This is a genomic window from Methylophilus luteus (genome assembly GCF_042676265.1).
In the GTDB taxonomy this organism is placed as follows: Bacteria; Pseudomonadota; Gammaproteobacteria; order Burkholderiales; family Methylophilaceae; genus Methylophilus; species Methylophilus luteus.
In genome coordinates this window covers 320,495-347,390 of the sequence record NZ_JBHTKB010000002.1, presented here as the reverse complement: position 1 = coordinate 347,390, position 26,896 = coordinate 320,495, and the positions used below count along the sequence as shown (strand labels likewise).

General features: G+C 49.1%; 22 protein-coding genes. 1 reads left to right on the top strand and 21 read right to left on the bottom strand.

What is annotated here, in order from left to right:
- Positions 1-216 precede the first annotated feature (216 nt).
- The gene (locus ACFQ1Z_RS11170) at positions 217-2,454 is read left to right on the top strand and encodes a TonB-dependent receptor (protein WP_379057663.1); all 2,238 of its coding nucleotides are present in this window, start codon (positions 217-219) and stop codon (positions 2,452-2,454) included.
- 99 nt (positions 2,455-2,553) lie between these two features.
- Here the strand turns inward: ACFQ1Z_RS11170 and ACFQ1Z_RS11165 are convergent, their stop codons facing one another.
- The 21 genes from ACFQ1Z_RS11165 to ACFQ1Z_RS11065 all read right to left on the bottom strand — a co-directional run bounded on the left by ACFQ1Z_RS11165 (position 2,554) and on the right by ACFQ1Z_RS11065 (position 26,744).
- A complete protein-coding gene (locus ACFQ1Z_RS11165; RefSeq protein WP_379057662.1) occupies positions 2,554-3,234 on the bottom strand; it encodes a Fe2+-dependent dioxygenase in 681 nt (226 codons plus the stop codon).
- 8 nt (positions 3,235-3,242) lie between these two features.
- Positions 3,243-5,459, bottom strand: a complete 2,217-nt coding sequence (locus ACFQ1Z_RS11160) for a TonB-dependent receptor (protein ID WP_379058005.1) — start codon at positions 5,457-5,459, stop codon at positions 3,243-3,245.
- 143 nt (positions 5,460-5,602) lie between these two features.
- The gene (locus ACFQ1Z_RS11155) at positions 5,603-6,868 is read right to left on the bottom strand and encodes a sensor histidine kinase (protein WP_379057660.1); all 1,266 of its coding nucleotides are present in this window, start codon (positions 6,866-6,868) and stop codon (positions 5,603-5,605) included.
- A complete protein-coding gene (locus ACFQ1Z_RS11150) occupies positions 6,861-7,535 on the bottom strand; it encodes a response regulator transcription factor (protein ID WP_379057658.1) in 675 nt (224 codons plus the stop codon). The genes ACFQ1Z_RS11155 and ACFQ1Z_RS11150 overlap by 8 nt, the downstream gene beginning before the upstream one ends.
- Positions 7,536-7,722: 187 nt before the next feature.
- Positions 7,723-9,054 carry a PepSY-associated TM helix domain-containing protein gene (locus ACFQ1Z_RS11145; protein ID WP_379057657.1) on the bottom strand — a complete coding sequence of 444 codons (1,332 nt, stop codon included), beginning with the start codon at positions 9,052-9,054 and terminating at the stop codon, positions 7,723-7,725.
- 18 nt (positions 9,055-9,072) lie between these two features.
- Positions 9,073-11,217 carry a TonB-dependent receptor gene (locus ACFQ1Z_RS11140; RefSeq protein ID WP_379057655.1) on the bottom strand — a complete coding sequence of 715 codons (2,145 nt, stop codon included), beginning with the start codon at positions 11,215-11,217 and terminating at the stop codon, positions 9,073-9,075.
- 180 nt (positions 11,218-11,397) lie between these two features.
- Positions 11,398-13,617, bottom strand: coding sequence for a TonB-dependent receptor (locus ACFQ1Z_RS11135; RefSeq protein ID WP_379057653.1), 2,220 nt, complete (start codon positions 13,615-13,617; stop codon positions 11,398-11,400).
- A gap of 202 nt (positions 13,618-13,819) precedes the next feature.
- Positions 13,820-15,952, bottom strand: a complete 2,133-nt coding sequence (locus tag ACFQ1Z_RS11130) for a TonB-dependent siderophore receptor (protein WP_379057652.1) — start codon at positions 15,950-15,952, stop codon at positions 13,820-13,822.
- 164 nt (positions 15,953-16,116) lie between these two features.
- Entirely contained in the window at positions 16,117-16,965 is an 849-nt protein-coding gene (locus ACFQ1Z_RS11125; RefSeq protein WP_379057651.1) for an ATP-binding cassette domain-containing protein, read from the bottom strand.
- A 3-nt stretch (positions 16,966-16,968) separates the two neighbouring features.
- Entirely contained in the window at positions 16,969-18,036 is a 1,068-nt protein-coding gene (locus tag ACFQ1Z_RS11120; protein WP_379057650.1) for a FecCD family ABC transporter permease, read from the bottom strand.
- Complete coding sequence (locus ACFQ1Z_RS11115) at positions 18,033-18,959, bottom strand: heme/hemin ABC transporter substrate-binding protein (RefSeq protein ID WP_379057649.1); 927 nt, start codon at positions 18,957-18,959, stop codon at positions 18,033-18,035. The genes ACFQ1Z_RS11120 and ACFQ1Z_RS11115 overlap by 4 nt, the downstream gene beginning before the upstream one ends.
- Positions 18,947-20,035 carry a hemin-degrading factor gene (locus ACFQ1Z_RS11110; protein WP_379057647.1) on the bottom strand — a complete coding sequence of 363 codons (1,089 nt, stop codon included), beginning with the start codon at positions 20,033-20,035 and terminating at the stop codon, positions 18,947-18,949. The genes ACFQ1Z_RS11115 and ACFQ1Z_RS11110 overlap by 13 nt, the downstream gene beginning before the upstream one ends.
- Positions 20,036-20,071: 36 nt before the next feature.
- Positions 20,072-20,620, bottom strand: a complete 549-nt coding sequence (locus tag ACFQ1Z_RS11105) for a HugZ family pyridoxamine 5'-phosphate oxidase (protein ID WP_379057646.1) — start codon at positions 20,618-20,620, stop codon at positions 20,072-20,074.
- Between the two features lie 437 nt (positions 20,621-21,057).
- Entirely contained in the window at positions 21,058-21,531 is a 474-nt protein-coding gene (azu, locus tag ACFQ1Z_RS11100) for an azurin (protein ID WP_379057645.1), read from the bottom strand.
- A gap of 118 nt (positions 21,532-21,649) precedes the next feature.
- Positions 21,650-21,832, bottom strand: coding sequence for a hypothetical protein (locus tag ACFQ1Z_RS11095; protein WP_379057644.1), 183 nt, complete (start codon positions 21,830-21,832; stop codon positions 21,650-21,652).
- Positions 21,833-21,846: 14 nt separating this feature from the next.
- The gene (locus ACFQ1Z_RS11090) at positions 21,847-22,983 is read right to left on the bottom strand and encodes a PepSY-associated TM helix domain-containing protein (protein WP_379057643.1); all 1,137 of its coding nucleotides are present in this window, start codon (positions 22,981-22,983) and stop codon (positions 21,847-21,849) included.
- 24 nt (positions 22,984-23,007) lie between these two features.
- Positions 23,008-23,427 (bottom strand): ExbD/TolR family protein, encoded by a 420-nt coding sequence (locus tag ACFQ1Z_RS11085; protein WP_379057642.1) that lies wholly within the window; start codon positions 23,425-23,427, stop codon positions 23,008-23,010.
- Entirely contained in the window at positions 23,424-24,167 is a 744-nt protein-coding gene (locus ACFQ1Z_RS11080; protein ID WP_379057640.1) for a MotA/TolQ/ExbB proton channel family protein, read from the bottom strand. Before ACFQ1Z_RS11080 ends, ACFQ1Z_RS11085 begins: the two co-directional genes overlap by 4 nt.
- 46 nt (positions 24,168-24,213) lie before the next feature.
- Complete coding sequence (locus tag ACFQ1Z_RS11075; protein ID WP_379057638.1) at positions 24,214-24,996, bottom strand: energy transducer TonB; 783 nt, start codon at positions 24,994-24,996, stop codon at positions 24,214-24,216.
- A gap of 746 nt (positions 24,997-25,742) precedes the next feature.
- Complete coding sequence (rpsD, locus tag ACFQ1Z_RS11070) at positions 25,743-26,357, bottom strand: 30S ribosomal protein S4 (RefSeq protein WP_379057636.1); 615 nt, start codon at positions 26,355-26,357, stop codon at positions 25,743-25,745.
- A 78-nt stretch (positions 26,358-26,435) separates the two neighbouring features.
- On the bottom strand, positions 26,436-26,744 hold the full coding sequence (locus tag ACFQ1Z_RS11065) for a hypothetical protein (RefSeq protein ID WP_379034616.1): 309 nt from the start codon (positions 26,742-26,744) through the stop codon (positions 26,436-26,438).
- Positions 26,745-26,896 lie beyond the last annotated feature (152 nt).

The following is a 26,896-nucleotide window of genomic DNA, read 5'->3' as shown; positions in this document are numbered from 1 at the left end:
AAAATGCAGTTAATAAAATGCTGTCATTTTAACAGCGGTTTCATAGAGACATATGACGCATATTGCATAAGCTCGAGCGCCCTGCTGCGCATTATACATCCTCGTTAATATTGATAATAATTCTCAATTAAAATAAAATCCCGCCTTTATAAGAATAGTGATTCTTAACAATTTTTATAAAAAAACAAAACATAATATTTATAACTAGGGATACACATGAAGAAAACGTTAACACCATCACACGCACGTGATGCATTAGGGCTTAAGCCCATCTCGCAAGCCGTTTTTCAGGCTTTCGGGGTGTTGGTCAGCGCCCAGATGCTTTCATTCAATGCCTACGCAGCAGAGCCTATCAGCCAGCTGCCTGACGTTGAAGTCACCGACAAGGCCCTGGCAAAGGAACCAGCGGCAACGGGATACAACCCCAAGAAATCAGCGAGCCAGAAATTTGTTGCGCCGCTGATAGACACACCAAAATCTGTCACTGTCATCACCAAGGATGTGATTGAAGACACCGGCTCACTGAGCATGCAAGATGCACTGCGCACCGCACCAGGCATCACCTTTGGTGCAGGTGAAGGCGGCATTGCAGTTGGCGACCGCCCCTATATTCGTGGTTTTGAAGCCATGGGCTCGATTTATGTCGATGGCCTGCGCGATATCGGCCCCCAAGTACGTGAAGTATTTGCCATTGAGCAAATGGAAGTGATCAAAGGGCCAAGCGGCGCTTATGATGGCCGCGGCTCAGCTGGCGGTAGCATCAATATCACTACCAAACAGGCCAGAAAAGGCGACTTTGTCAAAGGCTCTATCGGCTGGGGTACAGATAGCTTCAAACGCGCTACGGTTGACGGTAACTTTATGCTGGGCGACAACTCAGCATTACGCCTGGTAGCCATGGGGCATGATGCAGATGTGCCTGGCCGTGATCACGTAGAAAACAAACGTTTTGGCTTTATGCCATCCATCACTTTGGGGCTGGATGGCCCTACCCAGTTGAACGCTAGCTGGTACCACATGGAAACAGACGACACACCTGACTGGGGCAACCCTTACTACCAACCAGGCGGTTTCCCTATCGGCAAACCAGTAGGGGATAAAGACAACTGGTATGGTGTGAAAGGCCGTGATTTCGCAGAGTCCACTGCAGATATAGGCACGCTCAAGATTCAGCATGCATTCAATGAAAATGTCACTCTGCGCAACACCACCCGCCTGGCAAAAACCAGAAATGATTATGTCGCGACGCGCCCGACCATCAGCACAGCCCTGCTCATGCAAAACAGGCAGGTCACGCGTGATTTAAGAGGCCGTGATGCAAGAGTGGACACCATTGCCAACCTGACCGATGTGACTGTGAATTTTGATACCGGCTCACTGAAACACCATCTGAATGCGGGCATAGAGTTTTCACGCGAAAAGCTTGATAACTACACCTATGCCGGCGGTGTGTTACCTGCAACCACCACCAGCCTGGATAACCCGGATGCAAACACCGCATCCACACCCACCTCCAGAAACAACCATCCTTCTTTTGAAGGCAGAACGATCAACCGGTCAGCGTATGCTTTTGACTCTATCGATCTGTCTGAAAACTGGATCCTTAATGCTGGTCTGCGAATCGACAGCTATCGCACTGAAATTGAAAACAATAACGTTGTGACCGGCGCGCAGACATCACAGTTTAAAAATGACAACACCTTCAAAAACTACCAACTGGGTGCAGTTTATAAACTACAAGCCAATGCCAACATTTATGCCACCTATGCAACCTCCAGTTCACCTGTAGGATTAAATCTGGGCATGTTTGATTATGCCGGTGGCCAATTAGTAGCAGGCACGCAAAGTCTTTCACCTGAAAGAAGCAAAACTGTTGAGCTGGGTACCAAATGGATAGTGCTGGATGATTTATCTGTGAATGCCGCCATCTTTAAAACGGTGAAGGATAATGCACGCGTCCCTGTGTCCACTGGCTTTGATAACTCGGGCGAAGTCGAGGTTAAAGGCTTTGAATTCAGTGTGGCAGGTAATATCACAGAGCAATGGAAAGTCTTTGGCGGCTACACCTACCTGGATGCAGAACAGACCAAGGCGGGAACGGTTGGTGATGCAAACGCGGCAGGCGGGCCAGCTTCCGCGGGCAAACAGATGTATGGTATTGCAAAAAACAGTGCCAGCTTATGGACGACTTATCAGCTACACCCTGATGTGACCATAGGTGGTGGTGCGTTCTATGTAGACAAAATCTATGCTGATCCGGCTAATGCAGGTTACATTCCATCCTACGTGCGCTGGGATGCGATGGCCAAGTACAAAATCAACAAGCACTTTGATTTGCAACTAAACCTGCAGAACCTGACAGACGAAAGATACTACAGCGCAACCTACTTCAGACACAATGCCATTCCTGCACCTGGCAGGCTGAGTTTCCTGACTCTCAATATTAAATACTAAGCTGCATGGCTTAAACTAAAATCCCTCATGGGTTTCCATGAGGGATTTTTTTACATCTTCTAGCTGACTTGACTCAGCTGGCGGCTTAAAACAGCACGGTTACAAAGCCCATTCTCGCAGCAAGTTGTGATAGACACCGGTCAGCTGCACCACTTCTGCCAGCTCACCATGCTGCTGACGTAATTTCACTAAGGCCATATCCATATCAAACAGCATACGCCTGTGAGCGGCATCGCGCACCATGCTCTGGATAAACATAAAGCTGGCCAGGCGCTCACCGCTTGTCACTGGCGTCACCGCATGCACAGAAGTGGAAGGGTAAATAACCATAGACCCGGCCTTGAGTTTCACGCGCTGCTCACCAAACACATCCTGGATCACCAGCTCACCACCTTCGTACTCTTCAGGGTCATTCAGGAACAATGTCGCTGACACATCCGCACGCACCCTGGCACTGCCGTCCGGCATGCTGCGCATCGCATTATCAACATGGAACCCATAATGATTGGTGCCGCCGGCATAGCGATTCACAAACGGCGGCAAGATCTTGTCCGGGAGCACCGCAGAAAAAAATAAAGGATCGCGATGCAATGCCTGCATCACGATCCTGCGGATTTGCGCCAGCAACGGGTCTGGTTCGGCCAGTTGCTGGTTATTCTTAACGGTTGCTGCCTGTATACCGGCGGTTGTACGTCCATCCACCCATTGCGCCTGTTTCAACAGGCCACGTATGGATGTTACTTCATCGTCAAGTAAAACACCCGGTAAACTCAGCAGCAAATCAACTCCTAGAACTTATATTCAGTGGTCACGATAGCCTGACGACGGTTTCCTGGAGTGACCAGACCACCGTTGTCATATACCGCGTCATAATACTCTTTATTCAGCAGATTTTTGACATTTAAACGCACCGCCCATTTGGGTTGCTCATAGGCAGCCATCAAATCTACACGTGCATAACCGGGAGCAGAGTTAGGGTTGAAGTGACCACCAGTAAAGGATCCACTAAGATTTGCTGAGCTTGGATTGTAAGCATAACGCTCACCCTTAACCTCTACACCACCACCGACCTTCCATGCATCGGTCAATGCATACGTTGTCCAAACATTTACCGTTGCAATTGGCGTATTGCGAGCTCGCTGTCCTTCAACACGAGCATCTGCGTAGGAGTACACATTACCAGCTGCAACGTTTTGTGCTGCCTTCAGTACACGCGCATCCAATAAGGCGATACCTGCAAATACATCCCAGCGGTCAGTAACTTTACCCGTCACCTCCAATTCAAAACCATTCGTGCGCCGTTTTCGAGTCAGGATTGCAGAAGTAGCTTCCAGGTCAGTACTTCTTTCCCAATACTTCGTTGCAGTGAATAATGCGGTACGTACTGCCAAATCACCATCCATAAATAGCCATTTACTACCCAACTCAAAGGTTTTGCTACGCTCTGGATCTTGAGGAATAGCAGTCAATTGATACAAGTCTGCAGTAGGGCTAAAAGAGTCACTCCAGGTTGCATAATAATGTCGGTCAGGATTTGGCTGCCATGACAGGCCTGATCTGTAGCTATTTTCACCGTAACTTAATTTTGGTGAAGTGGCACTTTGATATGTTGCGTGAAGTTCATCGCGACGAACTCCTGCCAGAACAGTCCAGTTTGGAATGAACTCGATACTGTCCTGCACATATACAGCATAGTTATCAGCATTAAAGGATACAGGTATGCCAGTAATGCTGGCAAAATGCCGATTAAACCCGACACCGTTAGGATTATTCCTGATTGCAGTAGTCAATGCATTACCGGTTTGTGTGTAAATCGCCCCGGTGACTGGATCATATGGTTGTAGGCTATGTCTGTAAGAATCCTCTTTCAGGTATTCAATCCCAGTAACAACCGCATGCTTCATTCCAGCCAGGTCGAATTTGGTACTAAAATCAGACTGAAAATTAACCGTATCATATTCCAGCGTACGCGTTACATTCCCACCAACCCTGTCATTAGCTAACGGCAGTTCATCAGCTGGCGTTTTCGCCCAATATCCACGTTTGTAATTGCCATGACGCAATTGCGTTCTCAATTGAGTATCTTCCGCAAACTTGTGTGTAAAAATACCGGTTGTGACTCTGGTATCGCTATCATCAAAGTTGTTATTACTTCCCCAGAAGGTCCTATCTGTACGGCCATTTGCACTATTATTCAGTGGATGAGTTGCCACAAAACGAACACCAAAATCTGGCACATCACGAGTTTGCGTATAAATATGATTCAGAAAGAACTCATTCTCGGTGCCAATGCCAGCACCAAAACTAATAGCTACACCCTGACGGTCGAATTCCGGCCTGTCTCCCGTAGCCGGGTTTTTACGATAGGTTTCTTCATGCCTATCCATCAAGTTAATACGGACTGCCGCAGTTTCAGTCAATTGCTTGTTAAAGTCAGCTGTAAATTGATGATAGTCATATTCCCCCAAGCTACCAGTAACTACATTTTTGTCACGCAACTCAGCCATTTTAGAAACCTGGTTGATGACGCCCCCTGCTTGACCACGTCCAAATAACATAGCGGCAGAACCACGCAGAACATCAACTTGTTCCAGGTTAAAAGTTTCACGGTTATATTGCGCAGTATCGCGCATGTTATCGAGGTACATATCACCAAAAGTATAGAAACCACGCAGATTGAAGTTATCTCCGGCGCGGCCACCTTCAGCAGCATTGACCGATAAACCAACCACATTACGCAATGCCTCACGCAAGGATCCAATTTGCTGGTCGTGCAATAACTCTTTTGTTAACGTGGTCACTGCTTGAGGCACATCTTGCGGGTCTTGATAAGTTTTACCAACGCGTGTCTTAGAGGCCTGATAGCCCTTGTTTGGCAAATCTTGAATACGTTGTGATTTTACATTTACTTCAGACAGCGTCTGCGCTTTTTGGTCTTCACCTTCAGCATGCGCCATCTGCGCACCCAAGCTAAGCAAGCTGACCATCACTGCGATCGGTCGCATGCGTAGCAAATTATTTTTTATCATCTTATCCCTCTTCATTTTGCTATTTATCATTGCTAATGAGAATACTTCTCATAACCAGTCATGATAAATAAAACAACATTGGGATTTCGTGGGTATTTTGTGATTTTTTTGTGAAGTCTCTAAAAACTGATGGTAAATGTGGAACCTTGCCCAGGTCGCGAAAAGAAACTGAGCTGCCAGCCCTGGTTGTCACAGATGCGCTGTATCAAAGATAAGCCCAGACCTAAACCATCCAATGGCAGGTCATTGCTGCGCACAAAGGGTTGCAAAATCTGGCCCTGCTGTTCAAGAGCGATACCTACACCTGTATCGGTCACAGAAATAGACGTTTTATCGATGATGAGTTCCACCTGGCCATGATGGGTGTAGTTAAGCGCATTCTTAAGCAGGTTGGACAATGCGGTTAACAATAAATCGGCATTAAACAATCGGGAAGCCGGTGCTTGTTTAATAATCAGATTAAACGCTATATTTTTTGCCTGAAAACCGGACTGCCAGCGGTTAAATGCTTCTTTTGCAATTTGTTCGAGTGTTTGTGTGCTGGTTGGATTAGCAGCGGTATGTTCGGCACGGGCAACAATAATTAATGACTCGATCAACTGCTGCATTTCAGAACTCGCCCGCGCGATCCTCTCTATCCTCTCATAATCAGGATCATCCTGCGCTCTGGCCTGCATCAACAATTCACAACTTGATGAAATGACCATCAGCCCGCTACGAAACTCGTGGCTGACATCACTGGTAAATAATCTTTCCCGCCAAAGCGCATCTTTTAGCCTGCCATAGGCCTCCTCAAATGCCTGCGCGAGACTGCCAATTTCGTCATCGGGAAAAGCGTTGGCACTTGGAACTTCGTCCAATGCGCCTAGTTTTCGCTGAGAAAATGCGTTCGATAGTTTAATGATAGGAGAGATAATTTGCCGAGCCAGCAACCAGCCAACCAGCACGCCTAATAGCGTAGTTAATAAAAAACCTGACTTCAAGGCTAGAAATAAATTTCGCTCAAAGCCGTCCTCATACAAAGTTTCGTCCTGCAACAGAATATAGTCCTTTCCATGCAGTGATTGTCTATATATATAGTAACTGGCAGGCTTGTCTTCTACCTCAGTAAACCCGTACTTGAGATCAACCAGGTATTTAGCAATTTCAGGCTCTACCGCTGTGTCTGCAGTGTAAAGATGTAAACCAAGGTCATTCAAAGTCGTTTGCGGATAAGCAGGATTTGCAACGATAAGCTCGAGTTTTGCGTGCATCTCCTGCGAAAGCAACTCGGCTTCCATGGCATGGATGATTTTATAAATCGCCAGGGTAAAAGCGCCAGCGACAAAAAGTGTGATCAGAGTGAAAGCGATCACAATCCGCCACCGGATCGAGACCTTATTCATTCTCCATCCCGATGCGGTATCCGATGCCATGTATGGTGTGTACTAAGGGCACATCAAAGGGCTTATCGATTTCAGTGCGTAGTTGATGTATATGTGCGCGCAAATTATCACCGCGGGTCGCTGCATCGCCCCAGAACTGCTCTTCGAGGTCACTACGCTTAACAGTATGCGGACTATGCTGCATCAGGGTTTCCAGCAGCTTCAGACCCAAAGGCGGGATCTTTAAAATGACACCGGCTCTTCGTACAACCAGCCCCTTCATATCAAAAGTGAGGTCATGCACCATCAATATACTGCTGTTGATGCCTTTACTACGCCGGTAAATAGCCAGGGCACGCGCTTCTAATTCGGCAAGAGAAAATGGCTTTACCAGGTAATCATCAGAGCCGGATTCAAAACCTTTTAACCGGTCGGCTAAAGTATCACGTGCTGTGAGCATGATGATGGGGGTAAAGACATTACCATCGTTGCGCAATCGGCTGGTCAGTTGCAAACCATCTATGCCGGGCAGCATGACATCCAGAATAATCAGGTCAAACTCCTGCGTCACTGCCAAATGCAGGCCGGTCAGGCCGTCCTGAGCACAATCGACTTTGTGCTCTTTTGAAAAGTAATCAACGATATTCGCCAGAATATCCTTGTTGTCTTCAATCACCAGAATACGCATATTCGTTTTTCCTTCACTGGCGGCCTATTTGGTAAAACTTACTTTCCATATTTAAATAAACAGTGTTGAAATTGAATTATTGCATACCGGCATGCGAACCCACGACTGCATGCATGGCTATTGGGCAAGCCATTTCTTCAAGGCTGACCCAATATGACCAACTATGCAAAACCAACTAATGCGTATATCAATGCGAGATTGAACGCACGCGCCCAGGTGCCAGCACTTCTTGCACTATGGCGGAAGATACTTTCCTGGCTCTGCGCTTTTTCAGCCATAGATAGACGCCGGTGACCGAAAGCATGGCCACTACCAGGCCCATCACAGAAATCAGGATACGTCCGGGCACACCCAGGATGCGGCCGGAGTGCAGAGGGAACTGCGCCTGCACTATCACATCGCCCGCCGTGCCTTGCCAGGGGATACGCTTGTTGACGTAGTGTCCATCCAGACCGTCGTAGTACAAGCGCTTATGCCCGGCACCGGCAACGCCATGGTCGGCATCCGGGTAATAAAAATCGACATTAAACAGCTGAAACGCGGCGCTGTATGAAATACGTCCGGCAGGCTCCTGCCAGCCTTGCGCTTTGGCGTCATTGATCGCTAGTGCCAACACCTTGTCAAAATCGACTTTAGGCGGCTGTTGCTGCGCTGGCGACAAACGTGGTCGTAAGTCTGAAGGCGCAGGTGTGAGTGTGAATGCAGACTTCATCACCGGCATAAACACTTCGCGGCGCAGATTCAATGCCAGCGCAGAAAATGCGAGGATGATCAGTAATATCCACGTCCACAAGCCAAATGCTCTATGCATATCGAAATAGCGTTTATGGCTGCTGCTGTTCCATCGCATCTTCCATGCCGGCCACCAGCGTTGCCAGAACGAAGCCTGGTTCGCAGCATGCGTCGCTTGTGCTTTATGCAGGCGGGTCTGCGGTTTTCTGCTTGTTTTTGGCAGGGTCAGGTAAAAGCCGACAAAGCTATCGATCAGCCAAATGATCGCCACCCCACCCATCAGCCAGATACCCCAGCGGTCTATGCCCCACATTTCAGGCAGGTGCAAACTGTAGTGCAGCTTGTAGAGAAAAGAGATGACATTGGTACGGTCTACCGGCCAAACCGCTCCCCATTCGCGTTTGCCTAATTCCTGCCCGGTGACCGGGTCTACGAACACCTGGTTGAACTTGACCGGTGCCAAGCCATCAGGTGGGTTGGGCAAGGGCCTCACCCCTAATGACAGCGTATGGCCAGGCTCCACCGTCAGCGGGATAGAACTCACTTGCACCTGCGGGTAGCGCTCTGCGACCTGCTTAGCCAATACCAGACTGGATTGATGCAAGCCGCTAGACTCGCTATGCATCCATGCCGGGTTCAACAACTCATCGAGTTCGTGATCCCAGGAGATGATGGCACCGGTGAGTCCGGTGAGGAGTAAAAATATGGCACTGGCAAGACCCAGCCAACGATGACAGAGCAATAATGTTTTTCGCCATGAGCCGGTGGCCGCGTTTGATGACTGCATATGCTTTCCAGAGAACATTTAGAAATCGATTGTAGCTGACAATAATAACGTACGTGGCGCAGCGATCGTCAGGAATGTGCCACTTTGCAACCAATAATCCTTATCCAATACGTTTTCAAGGTTGGCGCGGAATACGATAGGCTTGCCAGCCGCCTTGGTTATATAACGGGCACCAATATCCAACCGAGTCCATCCTGGAACACTCACGGTATTGGCACTATCGTAATAGGCAGAGCTGGTACCTATGGCCCTGCTATTGAAACTCAGGCCTTCAACCCAGGGCGTATCCCAATCCAGCCCCAGATTGGCGGTAAAGTCAGGCACGCCGATCGCATCTTTACCATCACTGGTGGCAGAATTACTTTTCACTTTCGGATCGGTGAAAGTAGTGCTCGCCATCATACGCAAACCGCTGGTCACTTCACCATAGGCGGAAATTTCAAGCCCGCGGTTACGTTGTTCACCAGAGTATTCCCTGCGATTAGTCACCGCATCAGTCTCAAGATTAGGCCTTTCGATCTGGAAGACGCTCACTATCGTAGTGATGCGGCCAAAATCGACTTTAACACCCACTTCATTCTGAGTGGATTTATAAGGAGCAAGCGCTTGCCCTACATTCTGGAATCCGGCACCAATGACATCTCCTTGTGTTAGGCCTTTAGTGTGATTCGCGTACACAGAAACGTTGTCTAAAGGCTTGATCACTATCCCCGCCAAAGGCGATGCAGCGCTCTCGTCATAAGTGCCCGTTTTAACACCGCTGGTTGGGTCATAGCTTAGTTGCTCAACCTTTTGATCTCGCACACCCAAGGTGAGCAGCACTTTTTCATCAAGGAAAGACAAGGTATCTGTCAGCACATAGCTGGTAAGCGTCAGCTCCTGGCTTCTTTCAGGAGAGTTTCTGCTACCGGCGATAGGCGGCAATGCAGCCGGATTGCGGATATTGGATGCGACTGTGCCTGCAGACTGCGCATAAAAATACCCGGTTTCCTGATCTAAGCGATTGGCAGCCAACGTCAGCGTATGCCCCACATTGCCGGTCGCAAATTTAAACCGTGCCCCGGCATTGGAAACAAAAGTTTTGCTGTAAAAATCATAATTGGCATTACTTAAGGTGAAGTCGCCACCTGCGCCTATGCCACCGGCTGCCGATGGGAAATTCTGTTTATAGGAGAAATCGGTGTAACCAACTCCACCATAAAGAGTCACGTTCGAATTCACATCGTATTCCAGATTACTCAAAAACGTTTTACCGTTGTAATCCAGCTTGGTGCCGGGGTAAAAGTTTCTTCTAGCATCCGGTGCCGATGGAATTCGGCTCAGGCTACTCGAGATTGTCGCTTGTGGCCGGAATTCACGGATATCATCCGCTTGCACCAGGGCATCAAAAGACCAGCGCAATTTCTCACCCAGATAATCAAGCCCTAAACTCGCCAAACCTGTTTGCTGACTCCCTTTATCGATAGTGCCTTCACCGGAACGCTTCAAGGCATTCACGCGCACACCCCATTCATTGTTTTGGCCAAAACGGCGGCCTGCATCAATGTGCGCAGCGAATTGCGATTCACCCAGATAAGAAGTGGTCAACCTCGTCAGCGGGTCATTGCCTGCACGCTTGGTGACCAGATTCACCGAGCCACCTATGCTGCCACTGGGTGGAATACCATTGACAAAAGTACCCGGGCCTTTAAGCACTTGCACGCGCTCCACCATTTCGAGAGGGACGCGCGTGGTTGAAGTCAGGCCAAACAATCCATTCAAACCGGTATCTTCGTTACCAACGGTATAACCCCTGATCTGAAACTGATCACCGAAACCACCAGGTGCCGTGAGCGCCCGCACTGAAGCATCATTCACCACCACGTCAGCAACACTTCTGGCTTGTTGGTTCTGGATCAATTCAGAAGTGTAATTCACGGTACTGAAAGGCACGTCCATCACATCCTGATTACCTAACACACCCAAACTGCCGCCTTTAGCTACCTGACCACCGGCATAAGGTTTTGCCAGTGCATTATTATCCGCAGCAGATTTAACTTCTACTTCGCCCAAGGTTTCAGGGGTAGAAGAATCCACGGCATTCTTCTTTTCTTCAGCCATCACATGGCTGACACTCAGGGCAAGAAGGACGGCAACTGCAATTTTTTTCGGTGTAAACAACATCAACATACTCTCGTGAAATGACTTGATTAAAACAAAAGAAAAAGGCCGCTTTTGGATAGCAGCCTTTTGTAGATTTTACTTATAGATCAGCGTTTATATGATAATGATTATTATTAAACAATGCAATTCATTTTAGATATAAAAGTTATTCGCCAGCCATCTAGCGCTCATACTTGAACATTAAAAATCAAGTTGTGCACTGACAGTGACTGTGCGTGGTGCACCTAGGACCAGATAGCCAAAGTTAGCTGTATCACTTGCAGAGCCACCTGCTGAAGCCCAATAATCGCGGTCCGTTAGATTATCAATACGGCCACGAACAGTAACCAAATGACCTTTAATATCTGTTGCATATCGAGCGCCGATATCCAGCCTTGTCCAACCCGCTACGAGTTGCGTATTAGTACCATTCGCGTATACATGACCTGTAGTAATCACTCGAGCGTCAAAGGTTAACCCTGGCACCATGTAAGCATCCCACTCCAATCCTAAATTAGCTTGTCGATCCGGTATACCGATTGTTTGCTTATCTTCAGTAGCAGCACTGCCTGTATTTTTCTGTTTAGCATCTAACCAAGTAATACCTCCTAATATGCGCAGACTTGGCAAAAGCTGACCATAAGCCATGAGTTCAACACCCTGATTCTCTTCTTTTCCTTGTGATGTGAAAACATTGGCTGCATTTACAAAGCCACGTGGTTTATCAGTTGTGAAATAAGCAGTAGTAATACGTAACTTACCTAGGTCAAATTTAGCACCAACTTCTTTTTGTTTTGACTCATATGGTGCAAGAGTTTGCCCAACGTTAGCAGCATTTTGTGGTGCAGTTGCTCCTTGTGAGAGACCTTCAATATAATTTGCATACAGAGATATTCCATCCCATGGTTTTACCACTGCACCAAATACTGGGCTGACTTTACTTTTGTCATAACTATTCGTAAGCGCTCCATTATTGCCATCATAGACTGAAGCAATAATTTCCTGATGCCTTACTCCAAGTGTTACTAACAATTGATTGTTAAGCATGGACAAAGTATCGCCTAATGCAACACTTCTCAATATAGTCCTGCCAGTTCTTTTCGGATCACTTAAAACACCAGATCCGCCAGCAGTTGCTGGAGGTGGATCATAATAAACAGGTGCATATAAGTTGTTATTTAAGAAACTACCAAAAGCAAAAGCTGTGTTCTTGTCGTAGTGATATAAATTGGCATTTAAAACTACATCATGACCAATGGAGTCAGTATCAAATTTACCTTTTAACCCGACCTCACCAGTTCTCACTGAGTCTTCTCTTGTATTGTCGAATCTAAAGAAGTTTCCAGCACCGGTTGCAGAATCGTTGACAGTTAAGTTTGCAAGAGCATTTGCTTCATGTGACTCACGGAAACCACCAGCAAAATACGCTGTGACTTTTTCTGTCAAATCATATTCTCCACGGAAAGCTCCGAATGTGTCCCTCTCATTAGAATAAGACCATGGTTGTGCCCAATTTGAATCGCTTCGAGGGGCTCGTGGCACACCAGTTGCACCTAGAGAAACATTAGTTCGCGTTTGCTTCAAATGGTTATCTTGATAGCCTATATCACCGGATAATCGTAATTTTTCACCACGCCAGTCCAAGCCGATTGAGACCAAATCCACATCGGCGTGCTCTTTGTCAATAGCGGTCCCGCCATCCCGTTTGGACACATTTAATCGAATACCGGCGCTATCGTCTGGACCAAAGCGTCTCGCTAAATCGGCTGAATACAATTGCTGATTACCAGAGCTCCAACCAGCAGTAAATAGATTTAGTGGATCATTTGGCGCTCGCTTAGGTAGCAATGAAATCGAGCCACCAATTCCGTCTCCATTAGGGCTAGACCCATTTAAGAATGCGGAAGCACCGCGTAAAACTTCAACACGCTCAAAAAGCTCTGCTGCGATATATTGTCTAGGAAGTAATCCATACAATCCGTTGTAGGCAACGCTATCTGAATAGAGCTGAAAACCACGAATAAAATAAGATTCCTGGAAGTTACCAAAACCACGGGCCACACGCACAGAAGGATCATTCAACAATACATCGCCGACACTACGCGCCTGCTGGTTCTGAATAAGCGCATTAGTGTAAGCATTGATTGAAAACGGTGTATCCATAGCATCTTTATTACCCAACACCCCAACGCGACCACCTTTAGCCACCTGGCCACCGGCGTAAGGTTTCATCAACCCTTTTGCATTGGCGTCAGCAGATGCACTTACTTTTACCTCTTCCAGCTCCACGGTGCCTTCCTTTTCGGACTGCGCATCTTGAGCAAACACAGTGCCAGCTGCAAACGCCAGCATGACCGCGATTGCAGACTTTTTAGGTAACAGCTTGATTGTGGCGCTGCCAAATTTACTTGTTAAGATCATCAAATCTCTCATTATTTAATAAAAATGCACAGGCAATAAAGAAAGGCCACTGATCTCTCAGCAGCCTTTTATAGAAGCTTGGTTGTGCGGCTATAAACTTAAATGTAATGATAATAATTATCATTTATTTAAGCAAACTATTCTATAGAGAAATAGCTGCTTCGATAATCAATGTTGTAAAAATCCAACTCGGCGACACTTATCAATACTTCCATGTAAGCGTAGCTAGCCCATTTACAGGTGGCGCGTAATAGCCCTGACCGGAAGACGAATACCGCAAGCTCGACAAATATTTTTCATCTGTGACGTTATACAAATTAACAGCAACATCCCAATGATCGTCAATTTTGTATTGCGCCATTAAGTTGAGTATCGCGTAGCCATCCTGTGCATAACGCACCGTACCAATATCTACATGAACCGCGCTCTGCCAGTTAAGGCTGGCGCCTACTTTCAGATTTTCAATGTATGGCAGCTTGTATACCGCACTCACATGCGCCAGATGCTTGGGCGTAAAAGTGTTTACACTCTGGCCCTGATCACCTTTGATACTCATCAATCGCGTATATCCTGCATTCAGGCTCAGGCGATCAGTTAGTTCACCTGCTATATCGAATTCATAGCCTTTAGTGGTCGCTTCAATGCCTTTATTAATAGACCTGGTGCCGGAGGTTCCAATTTGCAGCGGTTGATTTTTTTGTTCTGTCCTGAACAGCGAGAATGTACTATTTAACTTTTGATCTAACCATTCGCTCTTCAAACCTATTTCATAGTTTTTGCCTTCAAGTGGTGCCAAAGCCTTCAAATCTACGCCAATGTCATTCTGGGGCATATAGATCTTAGAGTAGCTTGCGTAGACTGAATGCGCATTGTCCAGGTCATATACTGCGCCAATATAAGGAACGAAATTATTATTTTCCTTAGCATCTTGCGTGACTGTATAACTCTCTCCAGTTAACTTATAGCTGAATAAACTACCGCCCAAAGTGACTTTTAAGGCATCAATCGGGTTCAGCTTTGCGGCAGCGTATAAGTTACTAGCTCTTGTTCTGTAATCAGAACTTTTGCTTTCAGGACTAAACACGGGGTAAGGCACATCCCCTGCAGCATCAAAACTGGCGAGCGCTGTGGTCGCCGTCGAACGAGAAAACTCCCTCATAGCGACCCTGCTCATCGTGGCTCCTACTACCAACTCATGCTTGCGTCCAGCCAACTCAAATGGACCATTGGCATAAATATCCGCCACATAATCTTGCGTCTTAAAGGTATAAAAGAAAGGGTTGTTTGTTAAACCCAGACCAGTGATCCGGTTTTCGCTAGCATCTACATAATTGTGCGGGCCCGCTGAAGTCACTGCCTTTTGTGTGAGCTGACCTTTAATTTTCCAGTCATTATTAAAATAATGCGTCAACTCTGCAAAACTGATGTTGGTGTCAACATTTCGATAGCTCCAGCCTGGTGCCGTCGAATCAGATGCTTTGTAATGTCGTTTACTACCATCGGAATATAGCAAATTCAAGCCGCCAAACATGTTACTGCTAGCGTCATTTCTTTGATATGTATGACCGATAGCCAAACTGGTGTTCTCTGTAAGATCTGCTTCTATGATCCCGTACGCAACATCTCTTTCACTGCTATACCGGTCTAGATATGAATTCTTCTCCTGATGGGCCAACACCAGTCGGCCACGGATACTACCGTCCCCATTCAGCGACCCTGAAACATCTGCATCCAGCCGCCGGTTGTCCCAAGAGCCGATCGAAGCATTCGCTTTTGCTTGAAAATCTCGCGTGGTGCGCTTGCGAATGAAATTGATGGTGGCAGAGGGATTCCCAGGCCCAGTTAATAAGCCATTAGCACCGCGCAACACCTCGATACGGTCATAAAGCGCAATATCCAAATCGCCGTAGTTCGTGCCACTAAAGCTTATGGGCGTGCTCAAACCATCTATCTGAAAATTGGTGATGTTAAAGCCACGAGAAGTATATTGAGTACGCTCAGACTCAAACTGCTCAATCTTGATACCGGTTGCGTAAGACAACGCTTCATTCACAGTCAGAACGCGGAAATCATCCAACTGTTCGCGAGTAATCACTGAGATGGATTGTGGCGTCTCGCGTATGCTGGTATTCAAACGTGTAGCTGTTGAAGTAGATTCAACTGTGTAAGACTTTGTTTTTTCTGAAGGCTGATCTTTCTCAGCCTTGGAAGTCACTTTTACTTCGGGCAAAGAATCTACTTTCTCTTTATTGCCTGCTTCTTCTGCAAACAATGGTGCTGAGGGAAAAGCTAGAATTAAAGCGAGTGAGATCGTATTAATACGATGAGAGTGCATAAAGGCTCCGGTAAATATGGCTGCTAGCAGCTGCGTGTGGTGAACACACAGGCTAACAAAACTTAGAATTGATTTTAGATGATAATGATAACAATTATCATTAAATCACTCAAGAGTAGACGCATTGGGTAAAGTTGAGAATGCAAAGTTTTAACGGCTAGTTTTTAAACGTGACTTTGCCTGACGGCTGTGCTGCTTCGATATTCTGTTTGAGTCTTGCTAGGCGCAACAATGATTTCACCGCTGGCACTGACGGCGCTGATCAGGCTGACATCATAAAGGGCTTCTAATAACGGAATGGTCATTTGCTGGCTGCTATAGTCGCCAGTCATGCTGCCATTTTTAATGAATATCAGCCGCTCGAAGCCCTGCAATGCCTGGTTGATATCATGCAGGATAGCCAGAATGGCATGGCCGCGCTGGGCGGCAAAAGTATAAATAGAGTCCATCAGGCTGAATTGCAGGCCTGGGTCCAGCGCCGCTAGCGGTTCATCTACCAGCAACAGGCCTTTTTCAACGTCCCACAATTGTGCAAAAACTCTTGCCATTTGTACGCGTGCCTTTTCACCGCCAGAGAGGGTATCAAAGCGGCGTTCTAACAAATGCCCGGCGCATGCCAGCGCGGCTGACTGACGCACTATGTGCTTGATATCGGGGTCATAGGCACGGGCAACGCGGCCCAGGCCTATCACCAGTTCGACCGGCAAGCCAAAAGCGACTTCGTGTGATTGCGGCAAAATGGCCCGGTGTCGGCTTAAATCGACCAGCGACCATAGTTTGAGGTCACGCTGGCAGAAGGTTGCCTGACCACTGGCGGTGTTTAATTCACGGGCGAGTAATTTGAGCAGTGTCGATTTGCCTGCGCCGCTAGGGCCTAAGATGGCGACTCGTTCGCCGGCTTGAACCGATAGCGTAAACGGGCCGAAGCTGCGTTTGCCGAGGTTGACAGTGACATTGTGCAGGGCGAGCAAAGCCTGGTTAGCACTGGCCTGATTTGCAGTGTGAAGTGACATCAATCATGTTCCCTTGCGTATGCCGGCCAGCAGCACCAGAAAGAACGGTGCCCCCAGCAACGCGGTGAAGATGCCGACCGGGATCTCGGCCGGAATGGCCACAGTGCGCGCGGCGGTATCCGCAACCAGCAGGATGATGGCACCCACCAGCATTGCTAATGGAGCCAGGCGCCGCTGGTCAGGCCCTATCACCAGCCGCACGATATGCGGTGCTACCAGGCCGATAAAACCTATCATGCCGCACCAGGCGACGGCAAAGCCGCACAGTAGCGCGACCAGGATAATGACGCGTGCACGTAGATGACGTACATTGACGCCCACATGCGCCGCCGTGGCTTCGCCTAATGCCAGCGCATTCATCTCGTTCACCAGGCGGCGCACATACCAGATGGCAGCCAGCAGTAGCGCCATTAAGGCTAACAGCAGCGGCCAGCTGGCGCCAGCGAGTGAGCCCAAGGTCCAGAAGGTCAGGCTGCGCAGCTGTTCATCAGTCGCCAGGTAAGTACATAAGCCTATCACCGCGGTGGCCAGCGCATTGAGCGCGATGCCTGTAAGCAACAGCCCGGCGATGGAATCTGCAGTTAACCAGCGGGCGACAGTATCCAGCAGAAAACACACGCCTATCGCGCCGGTGAATGCTGCCAGCGGTAATATCCAGTAACGCAATGAAATAGGGATATCGATGCCACTGTTAGCCAGTAGCACTATGGTTAAAGCCGCGGCACACGCCGCACCGCTGGTGACGCCCAGCAGGCCGGGGTCAGCCAGCGGGTTGCGGAACAGACCTTGCGTCAGCGCTCCGGACAAGCCTAATGCAGCGCCTATCAGCGCGGCAAAAAAGATGCGTGGCAAACGCAGGTTCCACAGCACATAGGCGCCACCGGTCAACGGTTGATCAGTGCCTGAATGCAGCAATGCCAGCCAGTCGCCAGGCAATACCGACACCGCCCCTGCCCAAGCTGCGACCCAGATGCAGATGATCAGGGTCGCCCATAAAAACAAAGCTGGCCGAGACATCAAGCCAGCTGTTAAACGTGACGCCCATGGCGTCACGCTGATCGAAGCAGTCATCCGTTCATCGCTTTCACCAGTGCGTTATCCAGTGCAGCCACTGCCTGCGGCAGACGCGGGCCGAAACCCAGCATAAACATGGCTTCTAGCGAGGCGATGCGGCGTTTTTGTCCGGCCGGGGTTTGCGCCAGGCCAGGCAGTTTCAATGCGCCCTCTATGCCGCCGACTATGCCCAGGCCCTGGTCGGTAAACAACACCACATCCGGTTGTGCCGCGATCACCGCTTCCGGGGTCAATGGTTTAAAGCCGTCAAAACCCTGAATCGCATTGTGTGCGCCTACGTAGTGCATCATGGCTTCGGCACTGCTGCCTTTGCCGCCTACCATAATCTGGCCGGGGCTGTGTGAAAGCACGAACAGCACGCGTGGCATAGGTGTTTTGCGCGCCAGGATAGGCTCGCGCACCTTTTGCCAGTCGGCTTTCATTTTTTCAATTAACTGGCTGGCCTGTGACTGGCGTTCTATCAGTGCACCTATGCGGGTGATACGCTCCAGCACGCCTTCAAATTTATCATTGGCGGCCAGCACGGTGACTGGCACCCCCGCGGCATTGATCTGCCGCAACACGGCAGGCGGGCCGGCATCTTCAGTCGCCAGCACATGGTTAGGTGCCAACGCCAGTATGCCTTCGCTGGACAAGGTTCTGGCATATCCGACGCTAGGCAGCTTGGTTGCGGCTTCCGGGTACAGCGAGGTGGTGTCCACGCCGACCAGCTCGTTATGCGCGCCCAGCGCATAAATGATCTCGGTCAGGCCGCCACCGATACTGACGATGCGGCGTGCCGTTTTTTTCTGGCCTTCCGCCGCCCACAGCATGCTTTGCGGCAAACAGCTGGCAGCGGCCACAGCAGCAAGCTGCAACAGGAATTTACGCCGGGCAGCTGCGGATGCTAAATCCTGCATAGGGTTGTTTAATTCAGACATAGTTCGTGATCCTTGAGCAGGGTTTCTACCAGTGCTCGCCACTGGGCAAGTTCAGGCTTTCCGGGTTTGCGTTCACCAAACAGCATGGCGATCACATTGCCGTCAGCATCAAACAGCTCCAGCGAGGTGACCAGGCCGTTCACAGTTGGCTTACGCACTATCCAGGCACTGGCAATATGGTCTTCACGCAGATGCAGGTTAAAACCTGGGTCCAGCACATTGAGCCAGGGGCCCATCACCGCTACTTTGTGGATCAACCCGGAATGGATCTGCACCATGCCAGGGTTGGCGACAAAGATCATTAAAGCAACGCTGTCGCTGGCTGCCGTTTCAAGCAGTTGACGGGCACTGGCCAGAGCTACCTTCTGCACATACTGCGACTCTGCCAGGCGCATGCTTTGCAGACGTGAAACACCAAACTGCTTGAGTAAGGTAAAAAAGTCGTGCGTATCTTGCAGCGCGCGCCAGGCGGCCTGAAACCCGGCTACGTCAACCTGAGCATCTGCCAGCTCTGCTGGCAGTGCTGGCGCGGGCCTGGTCGTCATGCCCGGCTGCTGGTCTTGGGCTGCATAGTGCTCAACAAAGGCCTGATAAGCCTGGGCATTGCTTTGCGGCTTGATAAATACTTTGTGGATGGCGGTGCCTTGGGCATCAAAAAACTGCAGACTTTGCTGCACGCCTTTTTCAACCGTTCCTGACACAGCAAAGCCATGTGCCCATTGCCCGTAAAATGCGCGCAGATCGATATCGCCACCCAGCACCAGCCCGACATGGCCGGTATTGCTGACATTGCGGTAAACACCGGTTTTCTCATGCACGCACGAAATGTTGCGCGTCAGCGCCATCACTTCGCCCAATGGCTCCAGCGCTTTGATCAGGGCAGGCCAGTCAGCTTGCAACCTGGTCGCACGCAACAGCGGTGCTTCTTGCTGCAAGCTTTCTCCCGGCAGCCCGGCATGCGCAGCGATCAGTTCGCCTTCAGAGATGTGCAGTTTTTCTGCGATATCGCGGTGGCGCGCTTTGGCCGACTGACGTTCTATAGCAAATTGCTGGCGTATGGTTGCCAGGCTGGGCATAGCTAAATCAGCACTGATCAAGGCATTTACCACTTTTTAGGCAAGCTCATCCAGTTTTTGTTGCGCAGATGCGTCTGGCGCAGCGTGGCCCTGGTCATTGCGATGGGTGATCTGCAATAAATCCTGGCCATTCAGGTGGTAAGCTTTGGCAAAACCGGCGACATAACTACCGTGGGTCGGCGTCAACTCCACCATATGAAAATCGGTGAGTTTGCCTATGGCATCCATGAACTTGCCGAATTTTTCATAGAAAAGCGCCATCACTTCGTCAAACTTGGCGCTGTTTCTTTCCACTTCCTGGGCGCTGCATTTGAACACCAGGCGTTTTCTGGCAAACAGGTGTCCGGCATCTTTTTCACTCTCGACAAACATGGCGGAACAAAGACCGGTTTCGCGCAGGTTGGCACAATGGGTGGCCAGTTCACTGACATAGATGTAAAACTTGTTATCGCGCTCTACATAAGCAGCGTAACTGGCCTCTGGCACGCCTTGTGCGTTGACAGTCGCCAGTTGCACGGTTTTGAACAGGCCTTTGAATGCAATGGCTTCTTCGCCTACTGATTGAAGTTTTTCCTGATCGGTCATAAGTATTTCCTTAAATTTCATTCATTGAAGAGGCACGACGTGATAACAAGGATTGCGGGAGTGATGGTTACACGCAAATGGTATTGCACGCCCCTGCTTCAGATTGTTTACGTAGCGATACAGCTAGTCTTGCCGGCACAACAAAAACTCCACCATTGGACCGCAGAATATTCTGATAGATGCTGATAAGTTATAAATTCTTACAGCGGACATTCTACATGAGAAGCATTCCCATTTTCAAGTAGCGCAGATACGGCAACATAGCCTTTGCGTGCGTTAACAATGTGTCACTTGGTAAAAGATGACCAAACAGCCTGCTTAAGCAGGCAGAAAAAAACTCCGCTACCTTGCTGATAGCGGAGTGTAGATAGTACTGCTGGCTGAAAATTAGCTTCGGCAAAGGCCAGCCCAGGTAACAAGCTGGCCAGTGTTAAAAATTAGATCAACTTCAGCGTGCCCTTCATCAGGGAAGCATGGCCAGGGAAAGAACAGAAGAAAACATAGCTGCCTGCCGCGTCCAGTTGTGATGGAGCGAATGAAGCATTAGAAGTTTCGCCACCACCGATCACTTTGGTTGAAGCAACCACGCGCGCATCTTGTGCTTTAACGTATGAATTGGCAACGCCGGCTTTCATGCCGTCTTGCAGAACACCTTGCTCGTCAGCCTGCTTGCTCACCACCAGGTTATGACCCATGATGTTTTTGCTCATAGTGCCAGTGTGCTTTAAGTTGATGGTGAAGGCTTTACAGGCTTTAGGCACTGCGATCTCTTTCACGCTGTAAGTCATCTGGTCTGTGGCATCTACAGTCACATCACATTTGTCAGCCGCTTGTGCAGGTTGCTGCATCAAACAGATTGCGGTACCCGCTACAGCGATCAATTGTTGCCATTGTGTACGTGTTAAATTCATCATTTCTCCGTTTCATCCATAACAAAAAAATAGCTGGCTACTGAAGTTTTCACTCGTTGGCTGGCTCGGCTTTTAAAACTGCCTGAAGCGGACCTGGTTTCAGGCAAGATTAACTGTTTCAGTCTTTTGCGCGTGGCTTTAACCAGTAATAAGCGGCGATCAGTATAGGCAATGCGACTGCCGCATTTGAAACAAGTTCGCGCGCATCATCCACCAGCAAGGCTGTCAGCAAGCCGGTGAAAGACACCACCGCGATGACAGCAGGCCATAGAAAAATCTGTTTTAAAGACTTATTTCGCATACATCACAGCCTTATTAGCTGGCTCTATTCAATATCGGACGCGTGATAGTCACGGCGGTGTAGTGATGGCGTTTTTTCCACCACAGTTTCAGGCCGGTCCATAACACTATGATGCTCAATATATCGAGTATCGCCCAGATGCCCTTGAGGCTCATGCCGCCGTAATCGCCAAAATGCAAGGGTTGCGAAACCAGTAGCGCAACCAGATACCAGGGCAAAGGACGGCTGTCGGTCAATGTGGCGTTCTGTGCATCTACCAATACCGGTTTAAACAGGCGCTTGGTCAACGGGCTGTCGCCACGCATGAAAATGCCATAATGATGCTGGCTGCTATAGTCAGTGCCAGGGAAAGCAATAAAGCCCAACTGCATGTCGGGTTCGGCTTTCTGCGCCACCTCTAGCGATTTCTGCAAAGACGCAAACTGGCTAGGCGGTGGCAGGTTTTTATACGGGGCGATCATTTGCGACATCTGGTCGAATTGCCAGTATTTCACCAGCAGGTCAGACCAGGCGTTGATCACACCGGTTGCGCCCACCACCAGAAACCAGCTCAGGGTGACTATGCCTAGCATATTATGGATATCCAGCCGTTTGAGCTTTTCACCACGCTGGTGCCTTATCTCGCCAAATGGCAGTTTGCGCATGAAAGGCGCATATAGCACCACACCAGAGATGATGGCGATCACCAGCAGAAAGCCCATCAGCCCCAGAAACAGCATGCCAGGCAGACCGGCGAACAGATCCACATGCAGCTTGAAGACGATGTACATAAAGCCTTCTTCAGCGGGTGGCTCACCTAGCACCTGCGCGGTACGCGCATCCATCACCACATATTTGAAACCACTGGTCGCATCAACGGTTTTAGCCATGCTGATGGTCCATTGCAACGGCTCATCATCGTCGCGGTACATATACAGAGGCACGAAGCCCGGATTCTGCTTTTTGGCAGTCGCCAGCAAGCTGTCCATACTCGCCATAGCGCCATCGTGCTGTATGTTGGGGGTGACGATATGATCACCCAGCAAGTCATGGATCTCATGACTGAAGATCAGCGGCAATCCGGTCAGGCACAGCAATAACATGAATACGGTGCAGATCAGGCTGGACCATTTGTGTACCCATGCCCAACGCCGGATAGATTGCTGCGTCATAAACTACTGCCTGCGTTTTTTCGGTTATGGTTGTGGCTGGCTGACAAAGCCGACTTTTTTCATGCCTGCGGTCTGCGCCTGGGCCAACACTTCTGCCAGCACCTGGTAGCGTGTGTTTTTATCGGCACGGATCTGCAACTCGGGCTGCTGCGTTTTGCCACTTTCCTGATTCATGCGGCTGATCAGCGTATCTTTATCGATTTCGGCATCGTTCCAGTACAGTTTGCCATCGGCATCCACTGCCAGATCTATCACTTCCGGCTTTTCTTCCAGCGGTTGCGAGGTCGCTTGCGGCAGGTCTATCTTCACCGCATGCGTCAGCAAAGGCGCGGTAATGATAAAGATCACCAGCAGCACCAGCATCACATCCACCAATGGCGTGGTATTGATCTCGCTCATAGGTTGGGTGTGCTCACCGGCACTGAAAGGATTATTTCCTATCATGAGTTGCCACCTTTATTCACGACACGGGCGTGAATGTCGGTCACATTGGCTGACTTGCTACCTAGCTTTATCATAAGCGGCGCCCCCGTCGTCAGCAGCGTATGCAGGTCCTGGGCAAAACTTTCCAGCTCGGCCATGATGACGCGGTTGGCCTTGATAAAAGCGTTATAAGCCAGCACGGCCGGAATCGCCACTGCCAGGCCGATCGCCGTCATGATCAATGCTTCACCCACCGGGCCGGCCACTTTATCAATGGTGGCAACGCCGGATTGTCCTATTGCTGTCAGGGCATGATAAATACCCCACACGGTACCGAACAAGCCGACAAAAGGTGCAACGCTGCCCACTGACGCCAGTACTGACAATCCACTATCCAGGGTCGCCTGCTCTTGCGATAAAGTACGGCGCAACTGACGCGCAATAAACTCATCCTGGCTACAGGCAGCACCCAGTGATTGCGCGGCATATTGTTGGTGGTGCTGCGTGGATTCCACCGCAGTCAAGGCCAGGCGATAAGCTGGAGATGGCTGCCTGTTTTCCTGCAACGCTTCCTGCAGGGTCGCTTTACGCCAGAACTGACGCACATAAGCATTGACCTCGCGCTTATGCTTGAGCACCTTCCAGGACTTCACCACCACAAAATACCAACTCAATACCGACATGGTCAGCAAAATCAGCGCCACAATCACTGACACCACGCCACCTTCAGTGATAAATGCCAAACCGCTTGTAGATTCCATTAAAAAATTTCCTTTCCGATCAAACTTATATATTTAAATGAGCTATTTAATTGAGTGTAAATGCCAGCGGCACAATGACAGCGGCACTCAGGGGTTTACCGCCTTTGCGTGCCGGCTCAAACCGCCACTGCTTGACTGCATTGATGGCTGCCGTGTCCAGGCGCTCAAAGCCACTGCTTTTAGAGATCTCCACCGTTTCCGGCCTACCATCAATAGACACCAGCACTTTTAACAGTACGCGGCCTTCCTCACCGGCACGCTTGGCCAGCTTGGGATATTCCGGGGGCGGGTTGTTCAGATAAGCGACGCCAAATTTGGGTGGCTCTTCTTTTTCTTCAACGATTTCTTGCTTGGGCGGGGCTGCCGGTGCAGGCGCAGGTTTGGCCGAAGCAGCAGCCGGGGCCTCCATAGGCGGTGCCGCTGGCTGCGTGCTGGCTTCAAAACGTGGCGTATCCGCAGTTGGCTCTACTATGCGCTCAACCACAGGCGTAGGCCTTTCCACTGGCTTGACCGGTGTTTCTTTGGGTTTGATGACAGGTTTTTCAACCGGCTTCTGTTTGATGATAGGGACTATCTCAGGTGCCGGCGCTTCTTCCTTTTTGGCAGGCAGGGTGATCAGGGAGACAGTCATGGGCTCAGGCTTGGGCGGGATCACCACGGTTTCTGTGTGTATGAACACATACCAGATCAGCGTGGCATGCAATAGCACGACAGCCAGCATGCCCAGCCACGAGCCGCTTTGACGCTGCTCACGTTTCAGCCAGGCCTCTGCCGCCAACGCCGGCCAGCCGAAGACACCAGCCAGGGGCTTGGGTTGACGATGATGCAAGCTCAGCTCAGGAACCCCGGCAGCTTGCGCTCGCGCAGGCCTTAAAGGTAATCCCGCTATTGATTCACGCTGAAACATCCACACACATCCTCATACTTGTATAAATAGCTAGAAGGCAAGTTAATGCGCATCATTATCATATCAGTTTACTCAAATACTGACATTTTGAGTGTTAAATAAACATTTTATAACCGTGACCTCATGCCACAGCGCAGACAACTCATCATGGATTTGTTTCACTCAGGGTGAGAAAAGCAACAGACCAAGAGGATAAAAATCAGATGATAAGTCTTTGATAAACACTGATATTGTCATTTGGCATGAGCAACTATCAGTTTTTTGTTCAGTGCAGCTCGCTCATTTGCGCACGACAAATGCAGCTACAGTTTGGCGCTGTTACCAAGCAAGATGACCAGACTTCCGTCACCTCCCAACAATCGCTTAGCATCAACTCTTGCAAATCCGTATACACCTTAGCAAATACGTGCCAAAACTTTTTGCAACGACGAGCTTATACAAAACTTAAACTCATTGGTTGCAATCAATCATGCAATCCTATATGATTGGACCCCAAAAAAAAGCCGACTTACATGCAAAAGCACAGCGGCATCAGATTTCAAGGAACACCCTTACCAGGGGTAATTTGGCGCATAAAAAACAACGCCTATTTGAGCAATGACATGTTGGGGTTAGGAGCATTGCTCAAACTCTTTATTCGAGCAGCCTATGGCTGCTCGAAGCATTTCTTAAACGCGGTTAGCGTAATATTCAACTACCTGCTGCACGTCCAGTGGGAACGGTACATCATCAATCGATGGCAAGTGACCGACCTTCACAGAAGCAGTTGCTGTATCTACAGACACCCACTCAGGTAATGCCAGGCTTGGAGTTGCCAACGCTTCAACCACCATAGGGATCTTGCGGCTTTTCTCTTTCAAAGTCACCACATCACCCACCTTCAGACGGATAGATGGAATGTTGGCTGATTTGCCGTTCAACAAGATATGGCCATGGCTTACCAATTGGCGAGCTGCGATACCTGTTGGTGCAAAACCTGCTCTGAACACTACGTTATCCAGACGGCGCTCCAGCAATGACATCAATTTTTCGCCAGTAGGCTCATTGCCTTTACGGGCTTCCAGCATCAAACCACGCATTTGCTTTTCGCTCACGCCGTAGTTAAAACGGATCTTTTGTTTTTCCACCAATTTCACAGCAAAGTCAGAGCGACGACGACGCGCTGCCTGGTTGCCATGCTGTCCAGGTGGGTTTGGACGGTTTTCGATAGACTTACGTGACAAACCAGGTAATTCGATACCCAATGCACGCATAATTTTCAGTCTTGGTCCTGTGGTTCTCATTGTTTCAAAGCCTTTCCTTTAAAATCTGAAGTGAAATATTAGTCGCTACTAAATTAGTGAACCCTATATTGTAGCGTATTATTGTAAAGTTGAAGAGGGGGTAACAAAATCCGTGACCTCTTGTTGCAAAGAAAATTCACGATGCGCCTGTAAAAGCGCCTGCCAATCCTGTAACAATTGCTTGGCTGCCGACTCAATCAAATGACTTTCCGCATACTCTGGCGCGTTTAGTGTCTGCGCCAAACTGCACCCCAACAATGCAAGGTCTTCGGAAGGATTGATCGCGTAGCGGGTGGCCACACAACTTAACGATACAAGCACAGCACTCGCTGTTGGCAAATCCGGATCAAACAGATCATTTTCCTTGATAGCGAATTCAGCTTGCATTATTTTGTTGACTTTCCTCAATCAGTTCTCAAATGATAATGTTTCTCATTTAGGAAGTCAACAATTATTTGCAAACTCTTTTTCAAATAAACAAATATCTTTTATTCGCCTCTCGCAACAATCCCGATAATCTTGACCAAATTAGTAAAGCA

Excerpts from the sequence above, each read along its gene's own strand:
- ACFQ1Z_RS11170 (WP_379057663.1), top strand. The coding sequence starts at position 217 with ATGAAGAAAACGTTAACACCATCACACGCACGTGATGCATTAGGGCTT.
- ACFQ1Z_RS11160 (WP_379058005.1), bottom strand. The coding sequence starts at position 5,459 with ATGCGACCGATCGCAGTGATGGTCAGCTTGCTTAGCTTGGGTGCGCAG.
- ACFQ1Z_RS11155 (WP_379057660.1), bottom strand. The coding sequence starts at position 6,868 with ATGAATAAGGTCTCGATCCGGTGGCGGATTGTGATCGCTTTCACTCTG.
- ACFQ1Z_RS11150 (WP_379057658.1), bottom strand. The coding sequence starts at position 7,535 with ATGCGTATTCTGGTGATTGAAGACAACAAGGATATTCTGGCGAATATC.
- ACFQ1Z_RS11145 (WP_379057657.1), bottom strand. The coding sequence starts at position 9,054 with ATGCAGTCATCAAACGCGGCCACCGGCTCATGGCGAAAAACATTATTG.
- ACFQ1Z_RS11140 (WP_379057655.1), bottom strand. The coding sequence starts at position 11,217 with ATGTTGTTTACACCGAAAAAAATTGCAGTTGCCGTCCTTCTTGCCCTG.
- ACFQ1Z_RS11135 (WP_379057653.1), bottom strand. The coding sequence starts at position 13,617 with ATGATCTTAACAAGTAAATTTGGCAGCGCCACAATCAAGCTGTTACCT.
- ACFQ1Z_RS11130 (WP_379057652.1), bottom strand. The coding sequence starts at position 15,952 with ATGCACTCTCATCGTATTAATACGATCTCACTCGCTTTAATTCTAGCT.
- ACFQ1Z_RS11125 (WP_379057651.1), bottom strand. The coding sequence starts at position 16,965 with ATGTCACTTCACACTGCAAATCAGGCCAGTGCTAACCAGGCTTTGCTC.
- ACFQ1Z_RS11120 (WP_379057650.1), bottom strand. The coding sequence starts at position 18,036 with ATGACTGCTTCGATCAGCGTGACGCCATGGGCGTCACGTTTAACAGCT.
- ACFQ1Z_RS11115 (WP_379057649.1), bottom strand. The coding sequence starts at position 18,959 with ATGTCTGAATTAAACAACCCTATGCAGGATTTAGCATCCGCAGCTGCC.
- ACFQ1Z_RS11110 (WP_379057647.1), bottom strand. The coding sequence starts at position 20,035 with ATGCCCAGCCTGGCAACCATACGCCAGCAATTTGCTATAGAACGTCAG.
- ACFQ1Z_RS11105 (WP_379057646.1), bottom strand. The coding sequence starts at position 20,620 with ATGACCGATCAGGAAAAACTTCAATCAGTAGGCGAAGAAGCCATTGCA.
- azu (WP_379057645.1), bottom strand. The coding sequence starts at position 21,531 with ATGAATTTAACACGTACACAATGGCAACAATTGATCGCTGTAGCGGGT.
- ACFQ1Z_RS11095 (WP_379057644.1), bottom strand. The coding sequence starts at position 21,832 with ATGCGAAATAAGTCTTTAAAACAGATTTTTCTATGGCCTGCTGTCATC.
- ACFQ1Z_RS11090 (WP_379057643.1), bottom strand. The coding sequence starts at position 22,983 with ATGACGCAGCAATCTATCCGGCGTTGGGCATGGGTACACAAATGGTCC.
- ACFQ1Z_RS11085 (WP_379057642.1), bottom strand. The coding sequence starts at position 23,427 with ATGATAGGAAATAATCCTTTCAGTGCCGGTGAGCACACCCAACCTATG.
- ACFQ1Z_RS11080 (WP_379057640.1), bottom strand. The coding sequence starts at position 24,167 with ATGGAATCTACAAGCGGTTTGGCATTTATCACTGAAGGTGGCGTGGTG.
- rpsD (WP_379057636.1), bottom strand. The coding sequence starts at position 26,357 with ATGAGAACCACAGGACCAAGACTGAAAATTATGCGTGCATTGGGTATC.
- ACFQ1Z_RS11065 (WP_379034616.1), bottom strand. The coding sequence starts at position 26,744 with ATGCAAGCTGAATTCGCTATCAAGGAAAATGATCTGTTTGATCCGGAT.